We start from the raw sequence: 20,717 nt of genomic DNA, 5'->3' as shown, positions 1-20,717 counted from the left end.
CTGCACGGGCTGTCTCGAACCCGCCACCTGATACCTCGCTGCGCAACGAGGGGCCGGGTGGCGGGTTTCGGTAAATTAGCGGTCGATCATGAAGACGCCGTCCTCGCCTCCGCCACCGGTCACCACCGCGGTTCCGGTCGCAATGGGGACGCGCACGACCGGCTTCTACCGGCACGATCTCGACGGCTTACGCGGTGTTGCGATCGCGCTCGTCGCGGTGTTTCACGTCTGGTTTGGTCGGGTTTCCGGCGGTGTGGACGTATTCCTGGCGTTATCGGGCTTCTTTTTTGGCGGCAAGATTCTGCGCGCGGCCCTCAACCCGGATGCGACGCTATCGCCGGTCACCGAGGTGATCCGGCTGGTCCGCCGGCTGCTGCCCGCTCTGGTGGTCGTCCTCGCCGGGTGCGCGCTACTCACCGTCATGGTGCAACCTCAGACTCGTTGGGAGATGTTCGCCGACCAAAGCTTGGCCAGCCTGGGCTACTACCAGAACTGGGAACTGGCCAAATCGGCGTCGGACTACCTGCGCGCCGGCGAAGCCGTCAGCCCACTGCAGCACATCTGGTCGATGTCCGTGCAAGGCCAGTTCTACCTAGCGTTCCTGCTTCTGGTCGCCGGATGTGCCTACATGTTTCGGCGACGATTCAAATCCCATTTGCGCACCTTATTCGTGATGCTGCTGAGCGGGCTCACCCTCGCATCGTTCGGCTACGCCATCGCCGCCCACCAGGCCAACCAGGCGAGCGCGTACTACGACAGCTTCGCACGAGCATGGGAGTTGCTGCTGGGAGCGCTCATGGGTGCCGTGGTGCCGTACGTCCGCTGGCCCATGTGGCTGCGCACTGTGGCCGCCTCGGTCGCGCTGGCGTTGATCTTGTCCTGCGGCGCCCTCATCGACGGTGTCAAGGAGTTCCCCGGCCCGTGGGCGCTGGTGCCCGTCGGCGCCACGATGCTGATGATCATCGCCGGCGCCAATCGGCAGGCCCTACCGAGCACCAGCAATCGGCTGGCGTTGCCGAACCGACTGTTGGCGGTTGGGCCGCTGGTGACGTTGGGGGCGATGGCTTATTCGCTCTACCTGTGGCACTGGCCGCTGCTTATCTTCTGGCTCTCCTACACCGGCCATCGCCACGCCAACTTTCTCGACGGCGCAGCAGTTTTGCTGGTATCAGGGGTGCTGGCCTACCTGACCTATCGCCATATCGAGGATCCGTTGCGGTACCACGCGCCCGCCGCGCCCGCGAAGGCGGCTACCTCGGCACCGCCCTGGCAAGCGCGCATACGCCGACCGACGATTGCGCTGGGATCTGCGGTGGCGCTGCTAGGCGTCACCTTGACGGCGACCTCCTTTAGCTGGCGCGAGCACGTCATCGTCGAACGCGCCTCCGGCAAGGAGCTCAGCGGTCTGCCCGCCAACGACTATCCCGGCGCCCGCGCCCTGACTAATCACGCCCGGGTGCCCACGCTGCGGATGCGGCCCACCGTGCTCGAAGTCAAAGACGATCTCCCGGCCTCCACCCGCGATGGCTGTATCAGTGATTTCGTCAACCCAGCGATGGTCAACTGCACCTACGGCGACGAGGACGCGCCGCGGACCATCGCGCTGGCCGGCGGGTCGCACGCCGAACACTGGCTGCCCGCTCTGGACCTTCTCGGACGTCTGCACCATTTCAAGGTGGTGACCTACCTCAAGATGGGCTGCCCGCTGTCCACTGAGGAAGTCCCGCTGGTCATGGGCAACAACGCCCCATATCCGCAATGCCGCGAGTGGGTTCAGACAACACTGGAAAAGCTGGTCGCCGACCGTCCCGACTACGTGTTCACCACGTCGACGCGGCCGTGGAACATCAAACCTGGCGACGTGATGCCGGCCACCTACATCGGGATCTGGCAAACGTTGTCCGACAACAACATTCCTATCCTCGCCATCCGCGACACCCCTTGGATGGTCAAAGACGGCCAACCCTTCAAACCGGCGGACTGTTTGGCCAAGGGCGGCACCGGCCAGTCCTGCGGGATCAAACGGTCCGATGTGCTCTCCGATTACAACTCCACCCTGGACTTCGTGACGCAGTTCCCGCTGCTCAAGCCAATTGATATGTCCGACGCGATATGTCGCGCGGACATCTGCCGGGCGGTGGAAGGAAATGTGCTGATCTACCGTGACTCGCACCATCTGACGCCTACTTACATGCGGACCATGGCTCCGGAGCTGGGCCGCCACATCGCAGCTATCACCGGCTGGTGGTGATTTCCCGTTCTGGGAAACACCCGAGCCAGCACCCAACGCGGATAAGGTCAAGCCATGTCGCCGAACAACGCCGCACGCTCAGGCGAGAGCCGACCCACACTGCCCACCGTGTGGCCCGGCAACCCGTACCCGCTCGGGGCCACTTATGACGGAGCCGGCACCAACTTCTCGGTGTTCTCCGAAATCGCCGAGCAGATTGAGTTGTGCTTGATCGCTGACGACGGTAGCGAAACGCGGTTTTCCCTGGACGAGGTCGACGGATACGTCTGGCACGCCTATCTGCCCAACATCATCCCGGGCCAGCGTTACGGGTTCCGTGTGCACGGACCCTTCGATCCAGCCGCCGGGCACCGCTGCGACCCCAGCAAACTGCTGCTCGACCCCTATGGGAAGGCATTCGACGGCGAGTTCAGCTTCGGACAGGCACTGTTCTCCTACGACATGAAGGCAGCCGACCCTGCGGGAGTTTCGGCCGACCCCGGCACTCCCCCGATGGTCGACTCGCTCGGCTCCACCATGACCAGCGTGGTGATCAACCCGTTCTTCGACTGGGGGTACGACCGGGCACCGATGACTCCGTATAACGAGACGGTCATCTACGAGGTTCACGTCAAGGGCATGACCCAGACTCATCCGGGCATCCCTGAGCAACTCCGAGGCAGTTACGCCGGGCTGGCCCACCCGGTGATCATCGATCACCTCAAGTCGCTCAACGTCACCGCCCTGGAACTCATGCCAGTGCACCAGTTCCTGCACGACTCGCGGCTATTGGATCTGGGTTTGCGAAACTACTGGGGCTACAACACCTTTAGCTTCTTCGCACCGCACAGCCAATACGCGGCGAACCGGCAGCCCGGCGGTGCGGTGGCCGAGTTCAAGTCCATGGTGCGCAGCCTGCACGACGCCGGCATCGAGGTCATCCTGGACGTGGTGTACAACCACACCGCTGAGGGCAATCATCTCGGGCCGACCATCAACTTTCGCGGCATCGACAACGCTGCGTATTACCGGCTCGTCGACACCGACCTGCGGTTGTACAAGGACTACACGGGCACCGGCAACAGCCTCAACGCCCGCCACCCGCACGTGTTGCAGCTGATCATGGATTCGCTGCGCTACTGGGTACTCGAAATGCACGTCGACGGGTTTCGCTTCGACCTGGCCGCCACCCTGGCCCGCGAGCTGCACGACGTAGACCGATTGAGCGCGTTCTTCGATCTGGTGCAGCAAGATCCGGTGATCAGCCAAGTCAAGTTGATCGCTGAACCGTGGGACGTCGGCGAAGGCGGCTACCAGGTCGGCAATTTTCCCGGTTTGTGGACGGAATGGAACGGGAAGTATCGGGATACTGTGCGTGACTATTGGCGGGGCGAGCCCGCGACCCTCGGCGAGTTCGCCTCCCGGCTGACCGGGTCGTCGGACCTCTACGAGGCGACCGGGCGGCGGCCGAGCGCCAGCATCAACTTCGTCACCGCTCATGACGGGTTCACGCTCAATGATCTGGTGTCGTACAACGAAAAGCACAACGAGGCCAACGGCGAAGCCAACCGCGACGGGGAAAGCCACAACCGGTCGTGGAACTGCGGCGTGGAAGGCCCCACCGACGACCCCGACATCGTGGCGCTGCGCCGCCGCCAAATGCGTAACTTCTGGGCAACGCTGATGGTCAGCCAAGGTACGCCGATGATCGCGCATGGCGACGAAATCGGCCGCACCCAAAGCGGCAACAACAACGTCTACTGCCAGGACTCTGAAGTGTCCTGGATGGACTGGTCGTTGTTGGACAAGAATTCCGATCTGCTGACCTTCGCGCGCAAGGTGACTACCCTACGCAGAAATCACCCGGTATTTCGCCGCCGCAGGTTTTTCGAAGGCGAGCCAATTCGTACCGGCGACGAGGTTCGCGATATCGCCTGGCTGACACCTGATGGCCGAGAGATGACACACGAGGATTGGGGCAAGGGCTTTCACAAGTGCGTAGCAGTGTTTCTCAATGGCGACGCGATCACCGCACCCAATGCCCGCGGGGAACGCGTTGTCGATGATTCATTCCTGTTGTGCTTCAACGCCCACCACGAACCCGTGGAATTCGTGATGCCGCACGGCAGCTACGCCCAAGAGTGGACCGTGGAGCTGGACACCAATGACTCGGTGGGCGAGTCTGACCAGGTTGTGAATGCCGACGAGCCCTCCCTGGTGCCTGCGCGGTCGCTGCTCGTACTTCGTAAGACGTTGTGACGCATGGTGTTACGTTCCTCCACCTATCGGCTGCAGCTGCGCGGCGCCTCGAGCGGATTTGCGTTCACTTTCGCCGATGCCGAAAACATCTTGGACTACCTCGATGATCTCGGGGTTTCGCATCTGTACTTGTCGCCGATCATGACCGCGGCCACCGGGTCGAGCCACGGCTACGACGTCACCGACCCCACGACGGTGTCGCCCGAGCTGGGCGGTCCGGAGGGCCTGGCTCGGTTATCGAAAGCGGCCCGCGCGCGCGGCATGGGCCTGGTGGTTGACATCGTGCCCAATCATATGGGGATCGACCCGCCCGAGCAGAACGCCTGGTGGTGGGACGTCTTGCGGTGCGGCCGCGCCTCGGCCTACGCCGGCTACTTTGACATCGATTGGGACCTTGCCGAGAACGGCCGAATTGTGCTGCCGCTATTGGGTTCCGACGGCGATGTCGCCGATCTCAAAGTCGACGGAGATCGGTTGCGGTTGGGTGAGCTGGTCTTGCCCATAGCGCCGGGTACCGCAGACGGCACTGGCCCGCAGGTGCACGACCGCCAGCACTACCGGCTGGTGGGCTGGCGCAACGGAATCTGCGGTTATCGCCGGTTCTTCTCCATTACCTCGCTGGCCGGGCTGCGTCAGGAGGATCGCGCGGTATTCGACGCCACCCACGCCGAAGTCGCCCGGTGGTTTGACGAGGGACTCGTCGACGGCGTGCGCATCGACCACCCCGACGGCTTGTCCGATCCGTGCGGCTACCTGGCCTGGCTGCGAGCATTGCTGGGCCCCGACGCCTGGATTGTGATCGAGAAGATCCTCGCCGTCGATGAGGCGCTGGAACCCACTTTGCCGGTAGCCGGCACCACCGGTTACGACATGCTACGGGAATTAGGTGGACTCTTCATCGATCCCAATGGTGCCGCAGCGCTCACCGCGCTGGTCGAGTCCGCCGGGCTGGACTATCTCGCGATGCCGGCGATGTTGGCCGACCTCAAAATCGGCGCGGCTACCGACACGTTGGCCAGCGAGCTGCGCCGGTTGCGGCGCAGCGTCGTGGCCGCAACCGGAGCCGACCATCGGCTGCTACCCGAGGCGGTGGCCGCGCTGCTCACCCGTATCGGCGTCTACCGCAGCGACTACCCGGGACTAGCCGCGATTATGCCCACCGCGCTGGCCCAAACCCAAGCACAGTCCCCGGAATTGGGTGCTGCGCTGCAAGTGATCGCCGCGGCGCTGGCCCGCGGCGGCGAGCCGGCCACCCGGCTGCAGCAGCTCTGCGGCGCGGTGACCGCCAAGGCTAGCGAAGACTGCTATTTTTATCGCGATGCGCGGCTGGTGTCGCTCAATGAGGTGGGCGGCGAACCGCACCGTTTTGGTGTCGGCGCGGCGGAGTTTCATCAGAGCGCCGCCACCCGCGCCCGGATGTGGCCGCAGGCGATGACGACGCTGACCACCCATGACACCAAACGCGGTGAGGATGTGCGAGCCCGGGTCGGAGTGCTGTCCCAAGTTCCGTCGCTTTGGGCCGAGTTCGTTGCGCGTTGGGAGCTTCAGGTCCCCTCCCCCGATCCGACGACGGGACAGTTCCTGTGGCAGAACATCTTCGGTGTGTGGCCGGTGAGCGGTGTGGTGACCGACCAGCTCCGCGACCGGTTGCACGGTTACGCCGAGAAGGCTATCCGGGAAGCGGCCTGGCATACCTCGTGGAACGACCCGGACACCGATTTCGAGATCGCCGTGCACCGGTGGCTAGATACGGTGCTCGACGGTCCGGTGGCCGGCCAGCTGACCGAACTCGTTGCCCAGCTCCACCCCCATGCGGCAAGTGATGCGCTGGGCCAGAAGCTGCTCGCGTTGACGGTGCCCGGGATACCCGATGTGTACCAGGGCACCGAGCTGTGGGACGACAGCCTGGTTGACCCCGACAACCGCCGGCCGGTCGACTACGCTGCCCGCCGCACCGCTCTAAAAGCATTGCGGCACCCCAAAATCCGGGTCGTTACCACGGCATTGCGGCTACGGCGCTCCCGTCCGGACTGCTTCCTGCGTGGTGCCTACCTTCCCGTGCTCGCCAGCGGCGATGCCAGTGATCATGTGGTGGCGTTTCGCCGCGGCTGGGAGGGCCGCGACATCTTGGTCGCCGTGGCCCGCTGGACCGTGCGGCTGGCCGCAACAGGCTGGGGTAACACGGTGGTGCCGCTGCCCGATGGCCCTTGGACCGACGCGCTGTCCGGCGCGATGGTCAGCGGGCCGGCATCGGCCGCTGAATTGTTCGCAGACCTGCCCGTTGTGCTGCTGGAGCGCAACCGTGACTGAGTTTCGGGTCTGGGCACCCATACCTGCTCTGGTACGCCTCGACGTCGATGGCCAGGTGCACGCGATGACACGCACGGACGACGGTTGGTGGCACGCCGAGGTGGAGGCGCCACCGCATGCGCGCTACGGATACTTGCTCGACGACAACGCCACCGTGTTGCCCGATCCGCGATCGCCACGGCAACCCGGCGGGGTGCACGCTCGCTCGCAGCTGTGGGACCCGGCCGATGCGACCTGGACCGACAGCAGTTGGCCGGGCCGTTCAGTCGAGGGCGCTGTGATCTACGAGTTGCACCTGGGCACCTTCACCGGTGCCGGCACCTTCGATGCGGCTATCGAAAAGCTGGATTACTTGGTCGATCTGGGGATCGACGTCGTCGAGCTGATGCCGGTGAATTCGTTTGCAGGGAACCAGGGCTGGGGGTACGACGGCGTGCTGTGGTACAGCGTGCACGAACCCTACGGCGGGCCCGACGGCCTGGTCCGGTTCGTCGACGCCTGCCACGCCCGCGGTTTGGGCGTGTTGATCGACGCGGTGTTCAATCACCTGGGCCCGTCCGGAAACTACCTGCCCCGGTTCGGCCCTTACTTGTCGTCGGCGAGCAACCCGTGGGGCGAAGGCATCAACATCGCCGATGCCGACTCCGACGAGGTGCGCCGCTACATCATTGGTTGCGCGCTGCGCTGGATGCGCGATTTCCACGCCGACGGGCTGCGCCTCGACGCCGTGCACGCGCTGGTGGATACCACCGCTATCCATATCCTCGAGGAACTGGCCACCGAAACCGATTGGCTATCAAAGCAGCTGCGCCGTCCGCTGTCGCTGGTCGCCGAAAGCGACCGCAATGATCCACGGCTGATTACCTCGCGCGAACGCGGTGGCTACGGCATCACCGCACAATGGTCCGACGATATCCATCACGCCATCCACACCGCGGTATCCGGCGAGCGCCAGGGATATTACGCAGACTTCGGTTCGTTAGCCACGTTGGCGCAGACGCTGCGCCACGGCTATTTTCATGCTGCCACGTATTCGTCGTTCCGGCATCATCGTCACGGACGGCCGTTGGATGTCTCGTCGATACCGGCGACCAAGCTGCTCGCCTACACCTGTACGCACGACCAGGTCGGCAACCGGGCCCTCGGAGACCGCCCGTCACAAAACCTGACCACCGGCCAGCTGGCCATCAAAGCCGCGCTTGCACTCGGGTCACCCTACACGGCAATGCTTTTCATGGGCGAAGAGTGGGCAGCGTCCACCCCGTTCCAGTTTTTCAGCTCACATCCCGAACCTGAGCTAGCCAAGGCTACCGCGCAGGGGCGTAAGGCCGAGTTCGCCGAACACGGCTGGGCTGCCGACGAGATCCCCGACCCGCAGGACCCGCAGACGTTTCAGCACTCCAAGCTGAAGTGGGACGAGATCCATTCCGGCGAACACGCTGACGTGCAGCGCTTCTATCGCGATCTCATCGCGCTGCGGCACCACGACCCCGATATGGCCGATCCCTGGCTGGAGCACCTCACGGTCGACTACGACGAAGAGGAACGCTGGATCACCGTGTGCCGGGGCCGGTTGCGCATCGCGTGCAACCTTGGCGCCGAGCCGGTGCAGGTGCCAGTCACCGGAGAAGTGGTACTCGCCTGGGGTGAGCCGACAATCAGCGCCAATGACACCGCGCTGGAAGGGCATTCAGTCGCCATCCTCCGCTGCGGCTAAGGGCGCTCGCAGACCTTCACACGGTGGGACGACCAACAATGCGCACGGCCTCCGCGATCGAATCGGCAAGCGGATCGATCTCGCCAACCGTCAGGTCGGCGATGGTGATGCGCAATCCGGGTGGGGTCGCGATCCGGAAACGCGAGCCGGGTGCCGCCGCCCAGCCGGTGTTGAGCAGGCGGGTGATCGCTATCGTCTCGTCGGGCACTGGAATCCACACGTTAAGCCCGGACCGGCCGCGGGCCGGAATACCCCGGGCGGCCAGCGCGGCGCACAACCGCAGGCGGCTGTCCGCGTAGCGCCGTTCTGCCTTACGTATCAGCAGCGATGCCGCCGCGTCCGACCACAACGACACTGCGAGATCCTGCAGCAGGTGGCTCACCCAGCCCGGCCCGAGGCTCAGCCGTCCCTGTACCCGCTCGACGGTCCGGCGATCACCGGCACATAGCGCCACTCGGAGGTCCGGGCCATAGGCCTTCGATGCCGATCGCACAAACGCCCAATGGGCAGTCGACTCGGCCAGAGTGTGCAGCGGCGCGCCGGCGATGCCGGCGCAGTGGTCGTCCTCGACCAGCAGCAGCGCCTCGGTTCGGCCCGCCAGAAGCTTGCGCAGTGCCCCGGCGCGATGCGCCGACAACGCCGCCCCGGTCGGATTCTGCGCACGACTAGTCACCACCAGCGCCCGCACGCCACGGCCCAGCGCCCGGGCCAAGTCGGCAACCAGCGGTCCGTCGTCGTCGACCCGCACCGGCTCAGCGGTAAGTCCCAGTGCCGCAAGAAGATCCAAGAGATTAGCCCAGCCCGGATCCTCGACGGCTACTCGGTCGCCGGGTCGCAGGTGCGCGGTCAGCGCCCGTTCGATACCGTCGAGTGCCCCGCTGGTTACCGCGAGGTGGTCGGCCGGGACGGCATCCGCGGTCAGCGCGGCGCGCGCGTAGTGGACCAACTGGCTCGACATCGCCGACTGTCCGTACAGCAGGGGCGTCGAACTGGACCGCAATCGCGCCGTGGTGATCGGCAACAACGCCGGATCCGGGTTGCCGGTCGACAAGTCCCGGGCGCCCACCGGCACCTCCAGGCCGAGTAGGGACCGGGGCGTAGTTGCCGGACGATACCGCACCCGGGTACCACGCCGCCCCGCAGTTTCAACGGCACCGCGATCGCGCAGCAACCGGTAGGCGGCGGCCACCGTGTTGGGGTTCACGCCGAGCTGGCCGGCCACTTCCCGGATCGGCGGCAATGGGTCACCGGGCGCGAGGCCGCCTCCTGAGATGGCCTCTTCGACGCTGCTGGCTATGGATTCGGCACCCGTACCCGTTACCCTATATTGCGCTGGCACAATCGCTATTATGTACTAGTACAGAATCGAAGGCCCCGCCGAATGGTCCTTGCATACCACCCGAAGCCGGGAACTACCCCCACCCGCTACCCGCACCGCGCACGTTACGACAGCGAGACCGTTCATCAGATCCTCGATGAAGCGTTGACCTGCCACCTCGGGTACATCCGCGCCGGTCGGCCGGTGGTATTGCCGACGATGCACGTGCGCTGCGGCGAAACCCTGTACATCCACGGCTCCAGCGGCAGCGGGCCGATGCTCGCCGCCAAGGCCGAAGGGCTGCCGGTCTGCGTTACCGCCACCCTTGTCGACGGCCTGGTGCTGGCCCGCTCGGCGATGCATCATTCCCTGAACTATCGCTCGGCCGTCGTGATGGGCACCGCGCATCTAGTCGACGACCGCGAGCAGAAGCTGCAAGTCCTGCGTGCGCTGCTGGACCACATCCGGCCCGGGCGCAGTGTCGACTGTCGGCCACCTACCCGGCGTGAACTTGCCGCGACGGCGGTGCTTGCCCTCGGCCTCGCGGAAGTTTCGGCGAAGGTGCGCAGCGGCGGTCCGGTAGATGATCCCGAAGACTGTGCGCTTCCACATTGGGCCGGGGTGGTGCCCTTGACCCTCACGGCCCAAACACCGCAGCCAGCCGTCGATCTCGACCTTGCTACCCCACTGCCGACATACCTACGCTAGCGGCGAACGTCGATTTGTTGGGGCAAGTTACGCGGTTCCGGCCCAACAAGTCGACGTTCGACGCCAGGGACTACAACAAATAGCGGTAAGCCGGCGACCCGGGCTCGAGGGCTTCGGTATGCAGCCCCGTCGCCTGCATCCTGGCCAACAGGCCATCCAGGTCAGCGGCTGAGCCCAGCTCGATTCCCACCAGCGCCTCGCCGGTCTCCCGGTTATTGCGCTTGACGTATTCGAACAAGGTGATGTCGTCGTTGGGACCGAGCACCTCGTCGAGAAACCGGCGCAATGCACCCGGCTCCTGCGGAAAGTCCACCAGAAAGTAGTGCTTGAGGCCCAGGTGCACCAACGAGCGCTCCAGCACCTCGCCATACCGGGAGACGTCGTTGTTGCCGCCCGAGATCAGGCACACCACGGTGGACCCGGGTTCGATGTCGGCCTCCAGCAAACCGGCGACCGAGAGCGCGCCGGCCGGTTCGGCGATGATGCCTTCGTGTTGATAGAGGTCGAGCATCGCGGTGCACACCGCGCCCTCGTCCACGGTGGTAATGGTCGCCATGTCACCGGCAGCAGCCAGCGCGGCGTAGGTCAGTGTGCCCGCCCGGCTCACCGCGGCGCCGTCGACGAACTGGTCGACATGATCCAGCGTCACCGGCCCGCCCGCGGCCAGCGCAGCCATCATGGCTGCGGCGCCAGCGGGCTCGATGCCCAACACCGACGTGTTGGTCGTCCGCTCGGCAAGGTAGGTCGTGATCCCGGCGATGCAGCCGCCGCCGCCCACGGGCACTACCACCAGGTCGGGTTCTTGGACAATCGGGCCGAGCGCGGCAAGGATTTCGACGGCGATGGTGCCTTGCCCGGCCATGGTGCGCGGGTCGTCGTACGGTGGTACCAGCGTGGCGCCGGTGCGTGCCACGTCTTGCAGCGCCGCCGCGGCGGCCAGGTCGTAGGTCGACCCGCCCACAATGAGCTCGATGAACTCTCCACCGTGATAGCGGATCCGGTCGCGTTTTTGTTTGGGTGTCTTGGCAGGAACATAGACACGGCCATGCACACCCAATGACCGGCAGGCAAAAGCGAAGCCCTGCGCATGGTTGCCCGCCGAGGAGCACACCACGCCGGCGGCCAGCTCGTCATCAGACAGCTGCACGAGCAGGTTGTAGGCGCCGCGCAACTTGTATGAGCGCACGACCTGCAGGTCTTCGCGTTTGAGGTAGACCGTCGCGCCGGTGATCGCCGACAATCGATCGCTCAGTTGCAACGGTGTGGGCGTGATGACCGGAGCAATCCGCTTCGCCGCGCTGTCGATGTCAGCCGCGCACAGCGGTACACCACGTGGGCTTTGGCTCAGTTCGGCGGACACCGATCAATGGTGCCATGCCTCCCCTGGAGCGACTCAGGTCACTGGCCGCAACACAAACACCGGAATCTGCCGTTCGGTCCTCTTCTGGTATTCCGCATAGTCCGGCCAGACCGCAACGGCCCGCTCCCACCACGCAGCCTTTTCATCTCCGAATACCTCGCGGGCGTCGTAGTCGCCGGTGGCGCTGCCATCCCGAAGCTCAACCCGCGAATTTTTCTTGACATTGTGGTACCAAACGGGGTGCTTGGGGGCCCCACCTAGGGAAGCGACGATGGCGTATTCGCCGTTGTGTTCCACCCGCATGAGCGGGGTTTTGCGGAGCTTGCCGGTTTTAGCTCCCACAGTGGTCAGCAGGATGACGGGTTTTCCGTTGAGTTCTGTGCCTTCGGTTCCGCCCGATTCCGAGTACTTGTCGGCCTGTTCACGCGACCAATCGAGCGGGCTTGGGGCATATTCGCCTTCTAGTGGCATGCGTTCCACTGTAGGCAACACTTCGGTTAACCGAAAACTGGGCAACGGGTAGGCTGAAACTCATGAGCACGACCCGACGATCGACCTCGATCGCTGCTCCCAACAGCGCCGACGTGCTCATCGCGGATGTGCCCTGGCCGCGGCACAAGCTCTACGCCGTGATCGCCGGGTTGGTCACGCTGGTGCTTCTGGGCACTCGTTGTCGCACTGGCGCTCAATATGGCGCGGGCTCCTGCTAACCGCTCATCGCGTTCTGGCTAGCATCGCGATCTCATTTACCCGTCGGATCGCCGTTGCGACCTCGTCAGCGAACTGACGACGGCGTTGTGCGAGGTCCTCGTAGTCAGACCCGTCGACGAGCTCACGGTGGCGTGCCAGCCGGAGTGCGGTCTTGAATAACTCCATCGATCTCGACTCGGCGTTGGCGATTCTGTGCTGCAATTCCCACTGCTTGCCCACCTGCAAACACTCGGTGAGGAAAGCCACCTCGTCGAGCACGTCGTCCTCCTGGGCGGCCAGGCGGTCAGCAACAATGTGGTAGGCGTCCAGGAACGGACGCAACACCAGGTGCGCCAAGAGCAGGTCAGCCGATTCCAACAGCCGCCGCACATCGTGGGCGTTGGCGGCTTTGGTGATGTCGTCCACCGGCCCGATCAGCCGGACTTCGTCGGCGAGGTCCTTTTCGAATTGAGCCCGTCCAGAAAACAGGAATTCGAACTTCAACAATTCCCGCAGCCGCAGCGCCTCGTCTCGCACGGTGGCCGGCGCAACTGGGCTATTCTGCGCCGTCTCGCAGTCCTCAGCGGCCGCCAGTAGCGCCATCTCTGCGATCGCGCGGTCAACCAAGATGTGGATGGCGGTGTTGCGATAGAACGCGGCGACCAGGTGCTGGTCCTCCCTGATGCCCCACACCGCTTCGGTGCCGGCGTCGTAAACGCTCACTACTCCGGAAGCAACCATCTGATGCAACGTCCATCGGATGGTGGAGCGATTGGTCAGGTCCGCGGCGCCGGCTACCGCCCAGTGCCGCGCCGCGATGTAGGTCGCCAGCGGTTGCACCGTGTCCAGCACCTCACAGATCGATAGCGAGCGGTCGGCTCCGAGTAGCGCAAGGCTGACCACTGCAGTCGGTGTGACCGGCGTGGCGCGGTTAATGCGGTGTTCCACGTCTAGGGCGATACGTTCAACTTCGGTACCGATGCCGGATTCGTCGGCGCGCAACTCCGCCAGGCGTTTGCGCAGCGGTAGTGGTTCGCCGAAGTCCAGATAAGCCCGGCCGAGCCGTTCGCCCTGCTGGCGCGCAAGCCGGATCAGGAAGCGCAAGTCTTCGGGGCGTTTCGCCGCGCCGTAGGCCTCGGTGGTCATGGCTTCCACCTCGTGCAGCTGGTCATACACGATCGAGGTCGGAACCAAATACACTTCCGGACCCTCGATTTCGTCGACCGCGTCGGCGAGGTAGCGCAGGATCCCGAATACCGGCGGCCGCAGCTTGCCGGTGCGGGTCCGCCCGCCTTCGATCGACCAGGTCAGGTTGGCGTGATTTTGCACCAGCTGCGCGGCGTAGGCCCGCAATACGAACCGGTAGAGCGGAATGTCTTTGGTCTGGCGTCGGATGAAGATCGCTCCGGTGCGCTTGGCCCAGGCACCCATCGGGAAGAAGTTGAGGTTGGCCCCGCCGAAGGTGAGCGCCGGCGAGAGCCGGTTTGCCACGATCACCTCCGGCAACAGCAGGCCGTCCAAATAGGAGCGGTGCGAAAACGCGAACGCCAGCGTCGCTTTGCGATCCAGCTTGCGCAGCGAGGCGATTTGGTCTTCGTCGACCAGCACGTCATAGGCGCGCATTAGCCAGCGGCTAAAGCCGCGCCAGGCCTCTACGGCCCGCTCCTCGAGCGAGGCCGCCATTTCCCGCAAGTAGCCCGCGGCCTCAGCGCGGACGCTGTGCGGATCGCGGCCCAGTTCGCGGGCCAGCGCGGTCAGCCGCTCGTCATACCATCGGGCACCCATCAGCTGTACGACTTCGTCCGGGTCGGTTGCCAGCGGCGTGGTCGACTCGTCGATGATTCCACTGCGCTGCAGCAGTTTTCGCAGCCCGACGCGACCGATACCCCGTGCCGTCGCCGCCGCGCCGCCGGTCATGCTGGTTGCGCCGTTGGCGAGGCGGCCGGCTCGTGGACGTTCGGCGCCGGTCCAGGCGCATACAGTTCCTCGATGTCGGCGGCGTACTTGGTCATGATCGGCCGACGCTTGAGTTTCATCGTCAGCGTGATCTCGTCGCCGCCCGGCTCCCATAGGGTGGGCAGCACGCGGAAGCGCTTGATCTGTTCCACGCGGGACAGTTTGGCGTTGCCCTCGGCCACACCGGCAGCAATCCGCGCGATCACTTCGGGGTCCGCTGCCAGGGCCGCGGGCGAGGCATCGGTCAGCCCGTGCTGGGCCGCGTAGGGGCCCACCGAGTCGGCGTCGAAGACCAGGAGCGCGGTGTTGTACGGTTGTCCGTCCCCGATGGCAATCATCACGCCGATCATTGGACACGCGGCAAGGATGGTGTTCTCAATGTTGGTTGGCGACATGTTCTTTCCGGCAGCGTTGATGATCAACTCTTTCTTACGGTCAACGACCCTGAGATTGCCGTCGACGTCGACGTCGAAGATGTCGCCGGTGTGCAACCAGCCGTCGTCGTCGATCGCCTCGGCGGTTTTCGCCGGTTCCTTGCGGTAACCCTTCATCACCAGCGGACCGCGGACCAGATATTCGCCATCCTCGGCGATTTTGCCTTCCAACCCCGGAAGCAGTTTGCCGACGGTTCCCAGCCGGGCGTCGCCGGGATGGCTGGCGGTCGCGACGCAGCTTAGCTCGGACATTCCCCAAATCTCGGCGATCGGGATACCCAGCCCACTGAAGAAAGCCAGCGTTTCCTTGGGGATGGGTGCTGCTCCCGACAGCGCCCACCGGAGCTCCCCGAACCCTAGCCGCTCCCGCAGCTTGGACAACACCAACTCGTCGGCCTTGGCCCACTCGGCGGCCACCGCGTCAGGTATCGGCTCGCCCGCCAGCACAGCGCCGGCGCGCTTCGCGGCTACCGACAGCGCCCAGCGCAGCGCCTGACGCTTCATCTCGTCCTTTTCGCGGGTGACAGTGAATTCTATTGCCGTCTTTAGCTTTTCCCATACCCGTGGTACCGCGCCCCATACGGTCGGCCGCACGTCGGGCAGCGCTGCCGCGATAGCGCGCCCGTCGGACACCACGGTGACCTGGGTGCCGAACATCTCTTGGAGGTAAAGGCCGGTCATGCGGTCGGCGATGTGCGCGGACGGCAAGAACGACGTCACCCGATCGCCGAATTTGATACCGAGGACTTCATCGAGGGCGTAACCCTCGAACAGCAGGTTGGTGTGGGTCATCTCGACCCCTTTGGGGTTGCCCGTAGTACCGGATGTATAGATGAGCGTGATGACGTCGTCGGGCTGGACAGCGCGCCAGGTCGACTCGAAATCGAAATCCGCGGGAGCAGCCGCAGACAAGTCGGGCAGCGAGATTGCGCCATCCGGCGCGCCGTCGACACAGACGATGTGCTCAATCGGGGCACCGCTGGCGCGGATGCGGTCGATGTACTGCTGTTCACAGATCACCACCTTGGTGCCGGCGTTGTCGAACACATAAGTCAGCTGCTCGGCGGGCAGTGTGTTGTACACCGAAAACGACGTGGCGCCAAGGTGTTGCGCGCCAACTTCCAGTGGGTAGAACTCGATGCGGTTGGCCATCATGAGCGAAACCGTGTCACCACGTCGAACTCCCAAGCCCGCCAGGCCGGCAGCCACTTGTCGTACCTGCGCAGCGTACTCACGCCACGTCAGGGCCTCACCGCCCCCGGGCGTGCGCAGCGCCACGGCGCCCGGATCGATCGCGGCGGTTCGCTGAAACGCCTCGCACATCGTGGCCTGACGCTCAGTTGTGGTCATCGGTTTCTCCTTACCGCCTCCGACGCGCCGAATCAGCGCTGCTCACCCATCGGTGAGCGTACGACTGCCATCACGGGGCACGAAAGTCCGCCAGGGCCGGAGGCCGTTGCCCTGGCAGCCACACCCACGCCGGCGCGCACAGTTTGTTGTTTCTCAGGAGTTAATTTGGCGAGCTTTCACCATCCGGTGCGCCGATTCCAGACTTTTTCCCCCGTCGATACGTAGGATCTCTGCCGCCGACCCGGTTGTACCGCTGGCTCGGCGTAGCTGAGCACCAGAGGGGATTGTTGTCATGAATTTTTCCGTGTTCCCGCCGGAAATAAATTCGGAACTGATGTTCGGCGGTGCGGGCTCGGGGCCGATGTTGGCCGCCGCGTCGGCGTGGGACGGGTTAGCCGGTGAACTGCGGGTCGCGACAACGTCATTTTCGTCAGTGACCTCATCGCTGGTGGCCGCACCCTGGCAAGGTCCGGCGGCGGCGGCGATGACTGGGGTTGCGCAGTCTTACGCGGGATGGCTCAGCGCGGCGGCGGAGCACGCCGAGCTGGCTGCCGGTCACGCCCAATCGGCGGTATCCGCGTTTGAGGCGGCATTGGCGGCGACGGTGCGCCCTTCGGCAGTGGCGGTGAATAGGACTCAGCTGATGTCGTTGGTGGCGAGCAACCTCTTGGGGATCAATGCCCCGGCTATCGCGGCCACCGAAGGAGTGTATGAGGAGATGTGGGCACAGGACGTCGTCGCGATGCTCGGGTATTACGGCGAGGCGTCGGCAGTCGCCTCGGCGTTGACGCCGTTCACGAGGCTGTTGCCGAGTATGGCGGGCTCGGTCGGCGGTCCCGTTGCGGCCGCTGGACTTCCGGCTCTCGACTTGAGCATTATCACTCTCGGCGGCCTCAACTTCGGCAGCGGCAACCTAGGCCTCGGCAACCTTGGCGGCTTGAACCTTGGCAGCGGCAACACTGGCGACGCCAACCTTGGCCACGCCAACACGGGCATGCTGAACCTCGGCAGCGGCAACATCGGTAGTTTCAACCTTGGTGGCGGCAACACCGGGAGCTTTAATCCGGGCAGCGGAAACACCGGTGCGCTCAATGGCGGCATGGGAAATATCGGCAGCTATAATCTAGGCGGCGGTAATGTCGGTAGTGCTAACCTCGGCAGCGGAAACACCGGAAATGCTAACTTCGGCAGCGGAAACATCGGAAACCTCAATCTTGGTGGCGGAAACACGGGAAGTGCAAATCTTGGTTATGGCAACACCGGAAACACCAACCTCGGCAACGGGAACACCGGCGACGCAAACGTTGGTAGTGGCAACTTCGGGAGCGGAAACTTTGGGTTCGGCAACAAAGGCAGTAACAATATCGGCTTCGCCAACAAGGGCAGCAATAACATTGGTTTCGGGCTTACCGGCGACAATCAAATCGGTTTTGGCGCCCTGAATTCGGGCATCGGCAACATCGGCTTCGGCAACTCGGGTAACAACAACATTGGCTTTTTTAACTCGGGTAACGATAATATCGGCATGGGAAACTCGGGCAGCGGCGCCGGGGCGCTGAGCGTCGAGTTCGGCAGTTCGGCGCTCCGCAGTTCAGGGTTCGGCAACTCCGGTGAGCTCAGCACGGGTATCGGAAACTCTGGCCAGCTCAGTACCGGCTGGTTCAACTCTGCCACCACTAGTACCGGCTGGTTCAACTCCGGCACCACCAATACAGGTTGGCTTAACTCCGGCACGACCAACACCGGAATGGGAAACTCCGGCGGAACCCTGGCCAGCGGGAGCATGGGTTTGTTTAACTCCGGCCACACAAACACGGGCAGCTTTAATGCGGGTGACTCCAACACAGGTGACTTTAACTCGGGCAACGTGAACACCGGCTATTTCAACTCAGGTGACATCAACACGGGCTTTGTCAATTCGGGCGATCTCAATACAGGGTTGTTCAACTCGGTCAATCAATCCGTGGCGAACTCGGGATGGGGGCATACGGGCACCAATAACTCGGGCTACGCAAACGCCGGCACCTTCAACTCGGGCTCCGATAACAACGCCCGCGACGAGCACGCTGAATTTGTCACCGGTAATTCTGGCCTGGCAAACGTCGGCAACTACAACGCGGGTTTCATCAATGTCGGGGACTATATTTCGGGCTTTAGAAACTCGATACCCACGATCACCGGCGCAGCGTCCAACTCGGGTTTCGTAAACGTAGGAACGTCGATCTCGGGTTTCTTCAACTTTGGCAATATGATGTCGGGCTTCGCCAACTTCGACGACGAGGTCTCGGGGTTTCTCAACGGGGACAATCGGGTGTCGGGATGGATCCACTAGCGCCCGGGTGGCCCGAGTCAGCCCCCCGCTAACCGCCCAGGCACCCTGGCCCAAGCAGCGCCTTGAGGTCCCCCATCAGTGCCGGCGATGGCGTAACCCGCAACGATTGATCCAGCTCGAGGGTGGTGATGCGGTCTCCACTGATCAGTCGCAGATGTACCTGCGACGTGCCGGGATGTCGTGCCAGCACTTGTTTGAGCGCGCTCACCTTGTCGAAGGTGCACTGCCGGGTGGGCAGGCTGACCGCCAGCGGCCGGTCGGCCTTGGTGTGGGAAAAGTCAGGAACCACAAGCTCGTTGGCAATGAGGCTGATGCGATCATCGCGGACCGCAACCTTGGCATTGACCACGACCACGGCGTCGTCGGCGATGTCGGCGCCGTAGCTGGAATAGGTGTGCGGGAAGAACATCACCTCGATTCCTCCGGTGAGATCTTCCAATTGCGCTGATGCCCAGGGCATTCCGTTCTTATTCACTCTTCGGTTCACCGCGGCCAGAATACCGCCCACCCGCACCTGGGCATCGTTGGGAATATCACCGTCGAGGATCGCCGGAATGGCGGTATCGACTTGGGCGGTCAACAGGTGTGCGACGCCGTTGAGCGGATGCCCGGACACGTACAGGCCCAGCATCTCCCGTTCCAAGGCCAGTTTGTGCTTGTCCTCCCACTCGTCGTCTGGCACCTTGATGGTGAATACCGCGTCCCCGGCGCCTTCCCCGTTGGAGCCACCGAACAGATCGAACTGCCCCATCGCCTCGGCCTTTTTGGTGCCCAGCACCGAATCCACCGCGTCGGTGTGCATTAGGAAAAGGCCCTTGCGAGCATGCCCCAGCGAATCGAAGGCGCCCGCCTTGATCAACGATTCGGTGACCTTCTTGTTGCACGCCGAGATGTCGATCTTGCTCAGGTAATCCGAAAAATCAGTGAATTTGCCTTTGCCGCTACGGGTTTGGATCAGCGAACTGACGACGTTGGCGCCAACGTTACGTACTGCGCCCAGACCGTAGCGGATGTCGTCACCCACCGACGCGAAATTCAGTCCGGACTCGTTGACGTCGGGCGGCAATACGGTGATGCCAAGCTTGCGGCAGTCGGCCAGATACACGGCGGCCTTGTCTTTGTCGTCGCCCACTGAGGTCAACAGTCCGGCCATGTACTCGGCGGGATAGTTGGCTTTGAGGTAGGCGGTCCAGTAGGAGACCAGCCCGTAGCCGGCCGCGTGTGACTTGTTGAACGCATAGTCGGCGAACGGCAGGATCGTGTCCCACAGCGCCTTGATGGCACCTGGTGAAAAGCCGTTGGCCTCCATGCCCTCGGAGAAGCCCTCAAACTCCTTCTCCAGCACCTCACGCTTCTTCTTACCCATCGCCTTGCGCAGGATGTCGGCTCGGGCCAGCGAGTAGCCGGCTACTTTCTGCGCGATGCGCATGATCTGCTCTTGGTAGACGATGAGGCCGTAGGTCTCGGCGAGAATGTCGCGCAGCGGTACCTCAAGTTCGGCGTGGATGGGTTTGATCGCCTGCCGGTTGTTCTTGCGGTCGGCATAGTCGTTGTGGGCGTTCATGCCCATCGGACCAGGCCGGTACAGGGCGAGCACCGCGACGATGTCCTCGAAGCCGGTGGGCTGCATGCGGCGCAGCAGGTCCCGCATCGGCCCGCCGTCGAGCTGAAATACCCCCAGGGTGTCGCCGCGGCCCAGCAATTCGTAGGTGGGCTTGTCGTCCAACGGCACAGATTCCAGGTCGAGGTCAATTCTCTTGTTGGCCTTAATGTTTTCGATGGCGTCGCCGATAATCGTCAGGTTGCGCAGACCCAGGAAGTCCATCTTCAGCAGGCCGATGGCCTCACACGACGGATAATCCCAGCCGGTGATGATGGCCCCGTCCTGCGGCCGCTTCCACAGCGGGATGGCTTCGGTCAACGGCTCGCTGCTCATGATTACCGCGCAGGCGTGCACACCGGCGTTGCGGATCAGGCCTTCCAGACCGAGCGCCGTCTGATAGATGGTGCGCACGTCTGGATCAGTCTCTATCAGGCCGCGGACCTCGGCGGC

13 protein-coding genes are annotated in these 20,717 nt (G+C 63.9%); 7 read left to right on the top strand and 6 right to left on the bottom strand.

Annotated elements, in window-relative coordinates; genetic code table 11:
* The first annotated feature begins 88 nt into the window (after nt 1-88).
* The 4 genes from F0Q45_RS15475 to treZ are packed head-to-tail and all read left to right on the top strand — an operon-like array spanning nt 89 to nt 8,516.
* Nucleotides 89-2,251 (top strand): acyltransferase family protein, encoded by a 2,163-nt coding sequence (locus F0Q45_RS15475; protein ID WP_149654780.1) that lies wholly within the window; start codon nt 89-91, stop codon nt 2,249-2,251.
* A 54-nt stretch (nt 2,252-2,305) separates the two neighbouring features.
* Complete coding sequence (gene glgX / locus F0Q45_RS15470) at nt 2,306-4,489, top strand: glycogen debranching protein GlgX (RefSeq protein WP_149654779.1); 2,184 nt, start codon at nt 2,306-2,308, stop codon at nt 4,487-4,489.
* 3 nt (nt 4,490-4,492) lie between these two features.
* On the top strand, nt 4,493-6,799 hold the full coding sequence (gene treY / locus F0Q45_RS15465; RefSeq protein ID WP_149654778.1) for a malto-oligosyltrehalose synthase: 2,307 nt from the start codon (nt 4,493-4,495) through the stop codon (nt 6,797-6,799).
* On the top strand, nt 6,792-8,516 hold the full coding sequence (gene treZ, locus F0Q45_RS15460) for a malto-oligosyltrehalose trehalohydrolase (protein ID WP_149654777.1): 1,725 nt from the start codon (nt 6,792-6,794) through the stop codon (nt 8,514-8,516). Before treY ends, treZ begins: the two co-directional genes overlap by 8 nt.
* A 16-nt stretch (nt 8,517-8,532) precedes the next feature.
* Here the strand turns inward: treZ and F0Q45_RS15455 are convergent, their stop codons facing one another.
* On the bottom strand, nt 8,533-9,855 hold the full coding sequence (locus F0Q45_RS15455) for an aminotransferase class I/II-fold pyridoxal phosphate-dependent enzyme (RefSeq protein WP_149654776.1): 1,323 nt from the start codon (nt 9,853-9,855) through the stop codon (nt 8,533-8,535).
* Between the two features lie 42 nt (nt 9,856-9,897).
* Here F0Q45_RS15455 and F0Q45_RS15450 point away from each other — a divergent pair, with 42 nt between their 5' ends.
* Nucleotides 9,898-10,542 (top strand): pyridoxamine 5'-phosphate oxidase family protein, encoded by a 645-nt coding sequence (locus F0Q45_RS15450; RefSeq protein WP_149654775.1) that lies wholly within the window; start codon nt 9,898-9,900, stop codon nt 10,540-10,542.
* A gap of 70 nt (nt 10,543-10,612) precedes the next feature.
* Here the strand turns inward: F0Q45_RS15450 and ilvA are convergent, their stop codons facing one another.
* Nucleotides 10,613-11,902: a threonine ammonia-lyase gene (gene ilvA / locus F0Q45_RS15445; RefSeq protein ID WP_149654774.1), complete on the bottom strand. Its 1,290-nt coding sequence runs from the start codon at nt 11,900-11,902 to the stop codon at nt 10,613-10,615.
* A 33-nt stretch (nt 11,903-11,935) separates the two neighbouring features.
* A complete protein-coding gene (locus tag F0Q45_RS15440) occupies nt 11,936-12,373 on the bottom strand; it encodes a nitroreductase family deazaflavin-dependent oxidoreductase (protein WP_149654773.1) in 438 nt (145 codons plus the stop codon).
* A gap of 62 nt (nt 12,374-12,435) precedes the next feature.
* On the opposite strand from F0Q45_RS15440, the gene F0Q45_RS15435 reads away from it, so the two are divergent.
* Nucleotides 12,436-12,612 carry a hypothetical protein gene (locus F0Q45_RS15435; RefSeq protein WP_262491025.1) on the top strand — a complete coding sequence of 59 codons (177 nt, stop codon included), beginning with the start codon at nt 12,436-12,438 and terminating at the stop codon, nt 12,610-12,612.
* 4 nt (nt 12,613-12,616) lie between these two features.
* Here F0Q45_RS15435 and F0Q45_RS15430 read toward each other — a convergent pair whose 3' ends face one another.
* Nucleotides 12,617-14,509: a lysophospholipid acyltransferase gene (locus F0Q45_RS15430; RefSeq protein WP_149654772.1), complete on the bottom strand. Its 1,893-nt coding sequence runs from the start codon at nt 14,507-14,509 to the stop codon at nt 12,617-12,619.
* Nucleotides 14,506-16,332: a fatty acid--CoA ligase FadD11 gene (fadD11, locus tag F0Q45_RS15425; RefSeq protein ID WP_149654771.1), complete on the bottom strand. Its 1,827-nt coding sequence runs from the start codon at nt 16,330-16,332 to the stop codon at nt 14,506-14,508. The genes F0Q45_RS15430 and fadD11 overlap by 4 nt, the downstream gene beginning before the upstream one ends.
* Nucleotides 16,333-16,624: 292 nt before the next feature.
* Between fadD11 and F0Q45_RS15420 the strand changes: the two genes are divergently transcribed.
* Nucleotides 16,625-18,664, top strand: coding sequence for a PPE family protein (locus F0Q45_RS15420; protein ID WP_149654770.1), 2,040 nt, complete (start codon nt 16,625-16,627; stop codon nt 18,662-18,664).
* A gap of 28 nt (nt 18,665-18,692) precedes the next feature.
* Here the strand turns inward: F0Q45_RS15420 and dnaE are convergent.
* On the bottom strand, nt 18,693-20,717 hold a 2,025-nt coding region (gene dnaE / locus F0Q45_RS15415; protein WP_149654769.1), incomplete at its 5' end, for a DNA polymerase III subunit alpha.

The sequence above is a fragment of the Mycobacterium simiae genome, from assembly GCF_008370645.1.
Taxonomy (GTDB): domain Bacteria; phylum Actinomycetota; class Actinomycetes; order Mycobacteriales; family Mycobacteriaceae; genus Mycobacterium; species Mycobacterium simiae_A.
The sequence above is the reverse complement of the archived record's forward strand: the minus strand, read 5'-3'. Positions and strand labels throughout refer to the sequence as shown.

Excerpts from the sequence above, each read along its gene's own strand:
- F0Q45_RS15475 (WP_149654780.1), top strand. The coding sequence starts at position 89 with ATGAAGACGCCGTCCTCGCCTCCGCCACCGGTCACCACCGCGGTTCCG.
- glgX (WP_149654779.1), top strand. The coding sequence starts at position 2,306 with ATGTCGCCGAACAACGCCGCACGCTCAGGCGAGAGCCGACCCACACTG.
- treY (WP_149654778.1), top strand. The coding sequence starts at position 4,493 with ATGGTGTTACGTTCCTCCACCTATCGGCTGCAGCTGCGCGGCGCCTCG.
- F0Q45_RS15450 (WP_149654775.1), top strand. The coding sequence starts at position 9,898 with ATGGTCCTTGCATACCACCCGAAGCCGGGAACTACCCCCACCCGCTAC.
- F0Q45_RS15440 (WP_149654773.1), bottom strand. The coding sequence starts at position 12,373 with ATGCCACTAGAAGGCGAATATGCCCCAAGCCCGCTCGATTGGTCGCGT.
- F0Q45_RS15435 (WP_262491025.1), top strand. The coding sequence starts at position 12,436 with ATGAGCACGACCCGACGATCGACCTCGATCGCTGCTCCCAACAGCGCC.
- F0Q45_RS15430 (WP_149654772.1), bottom strand. The coding sequence starts at position 14,509 with ATGACCGGCGGCGCGGCGGCGACGGCACGGGGTATCGGTCGCGTCGGG.
- fadD11 (WP_149654771.1), bottom strand. The coding sequence starts at position 16,332 with ATGACCACAACTGAGCGTCAGGCCACGATGTGCGAGGCGTTTCAGCGA.
- F0Q45_RS15420 (WP_149654770.1), top strand. The coding sequence starts at position 16,625 with ATGAATTTTTCCGTGTTCCCGCCGGAAATAAATTCGGAACTGATGTTC.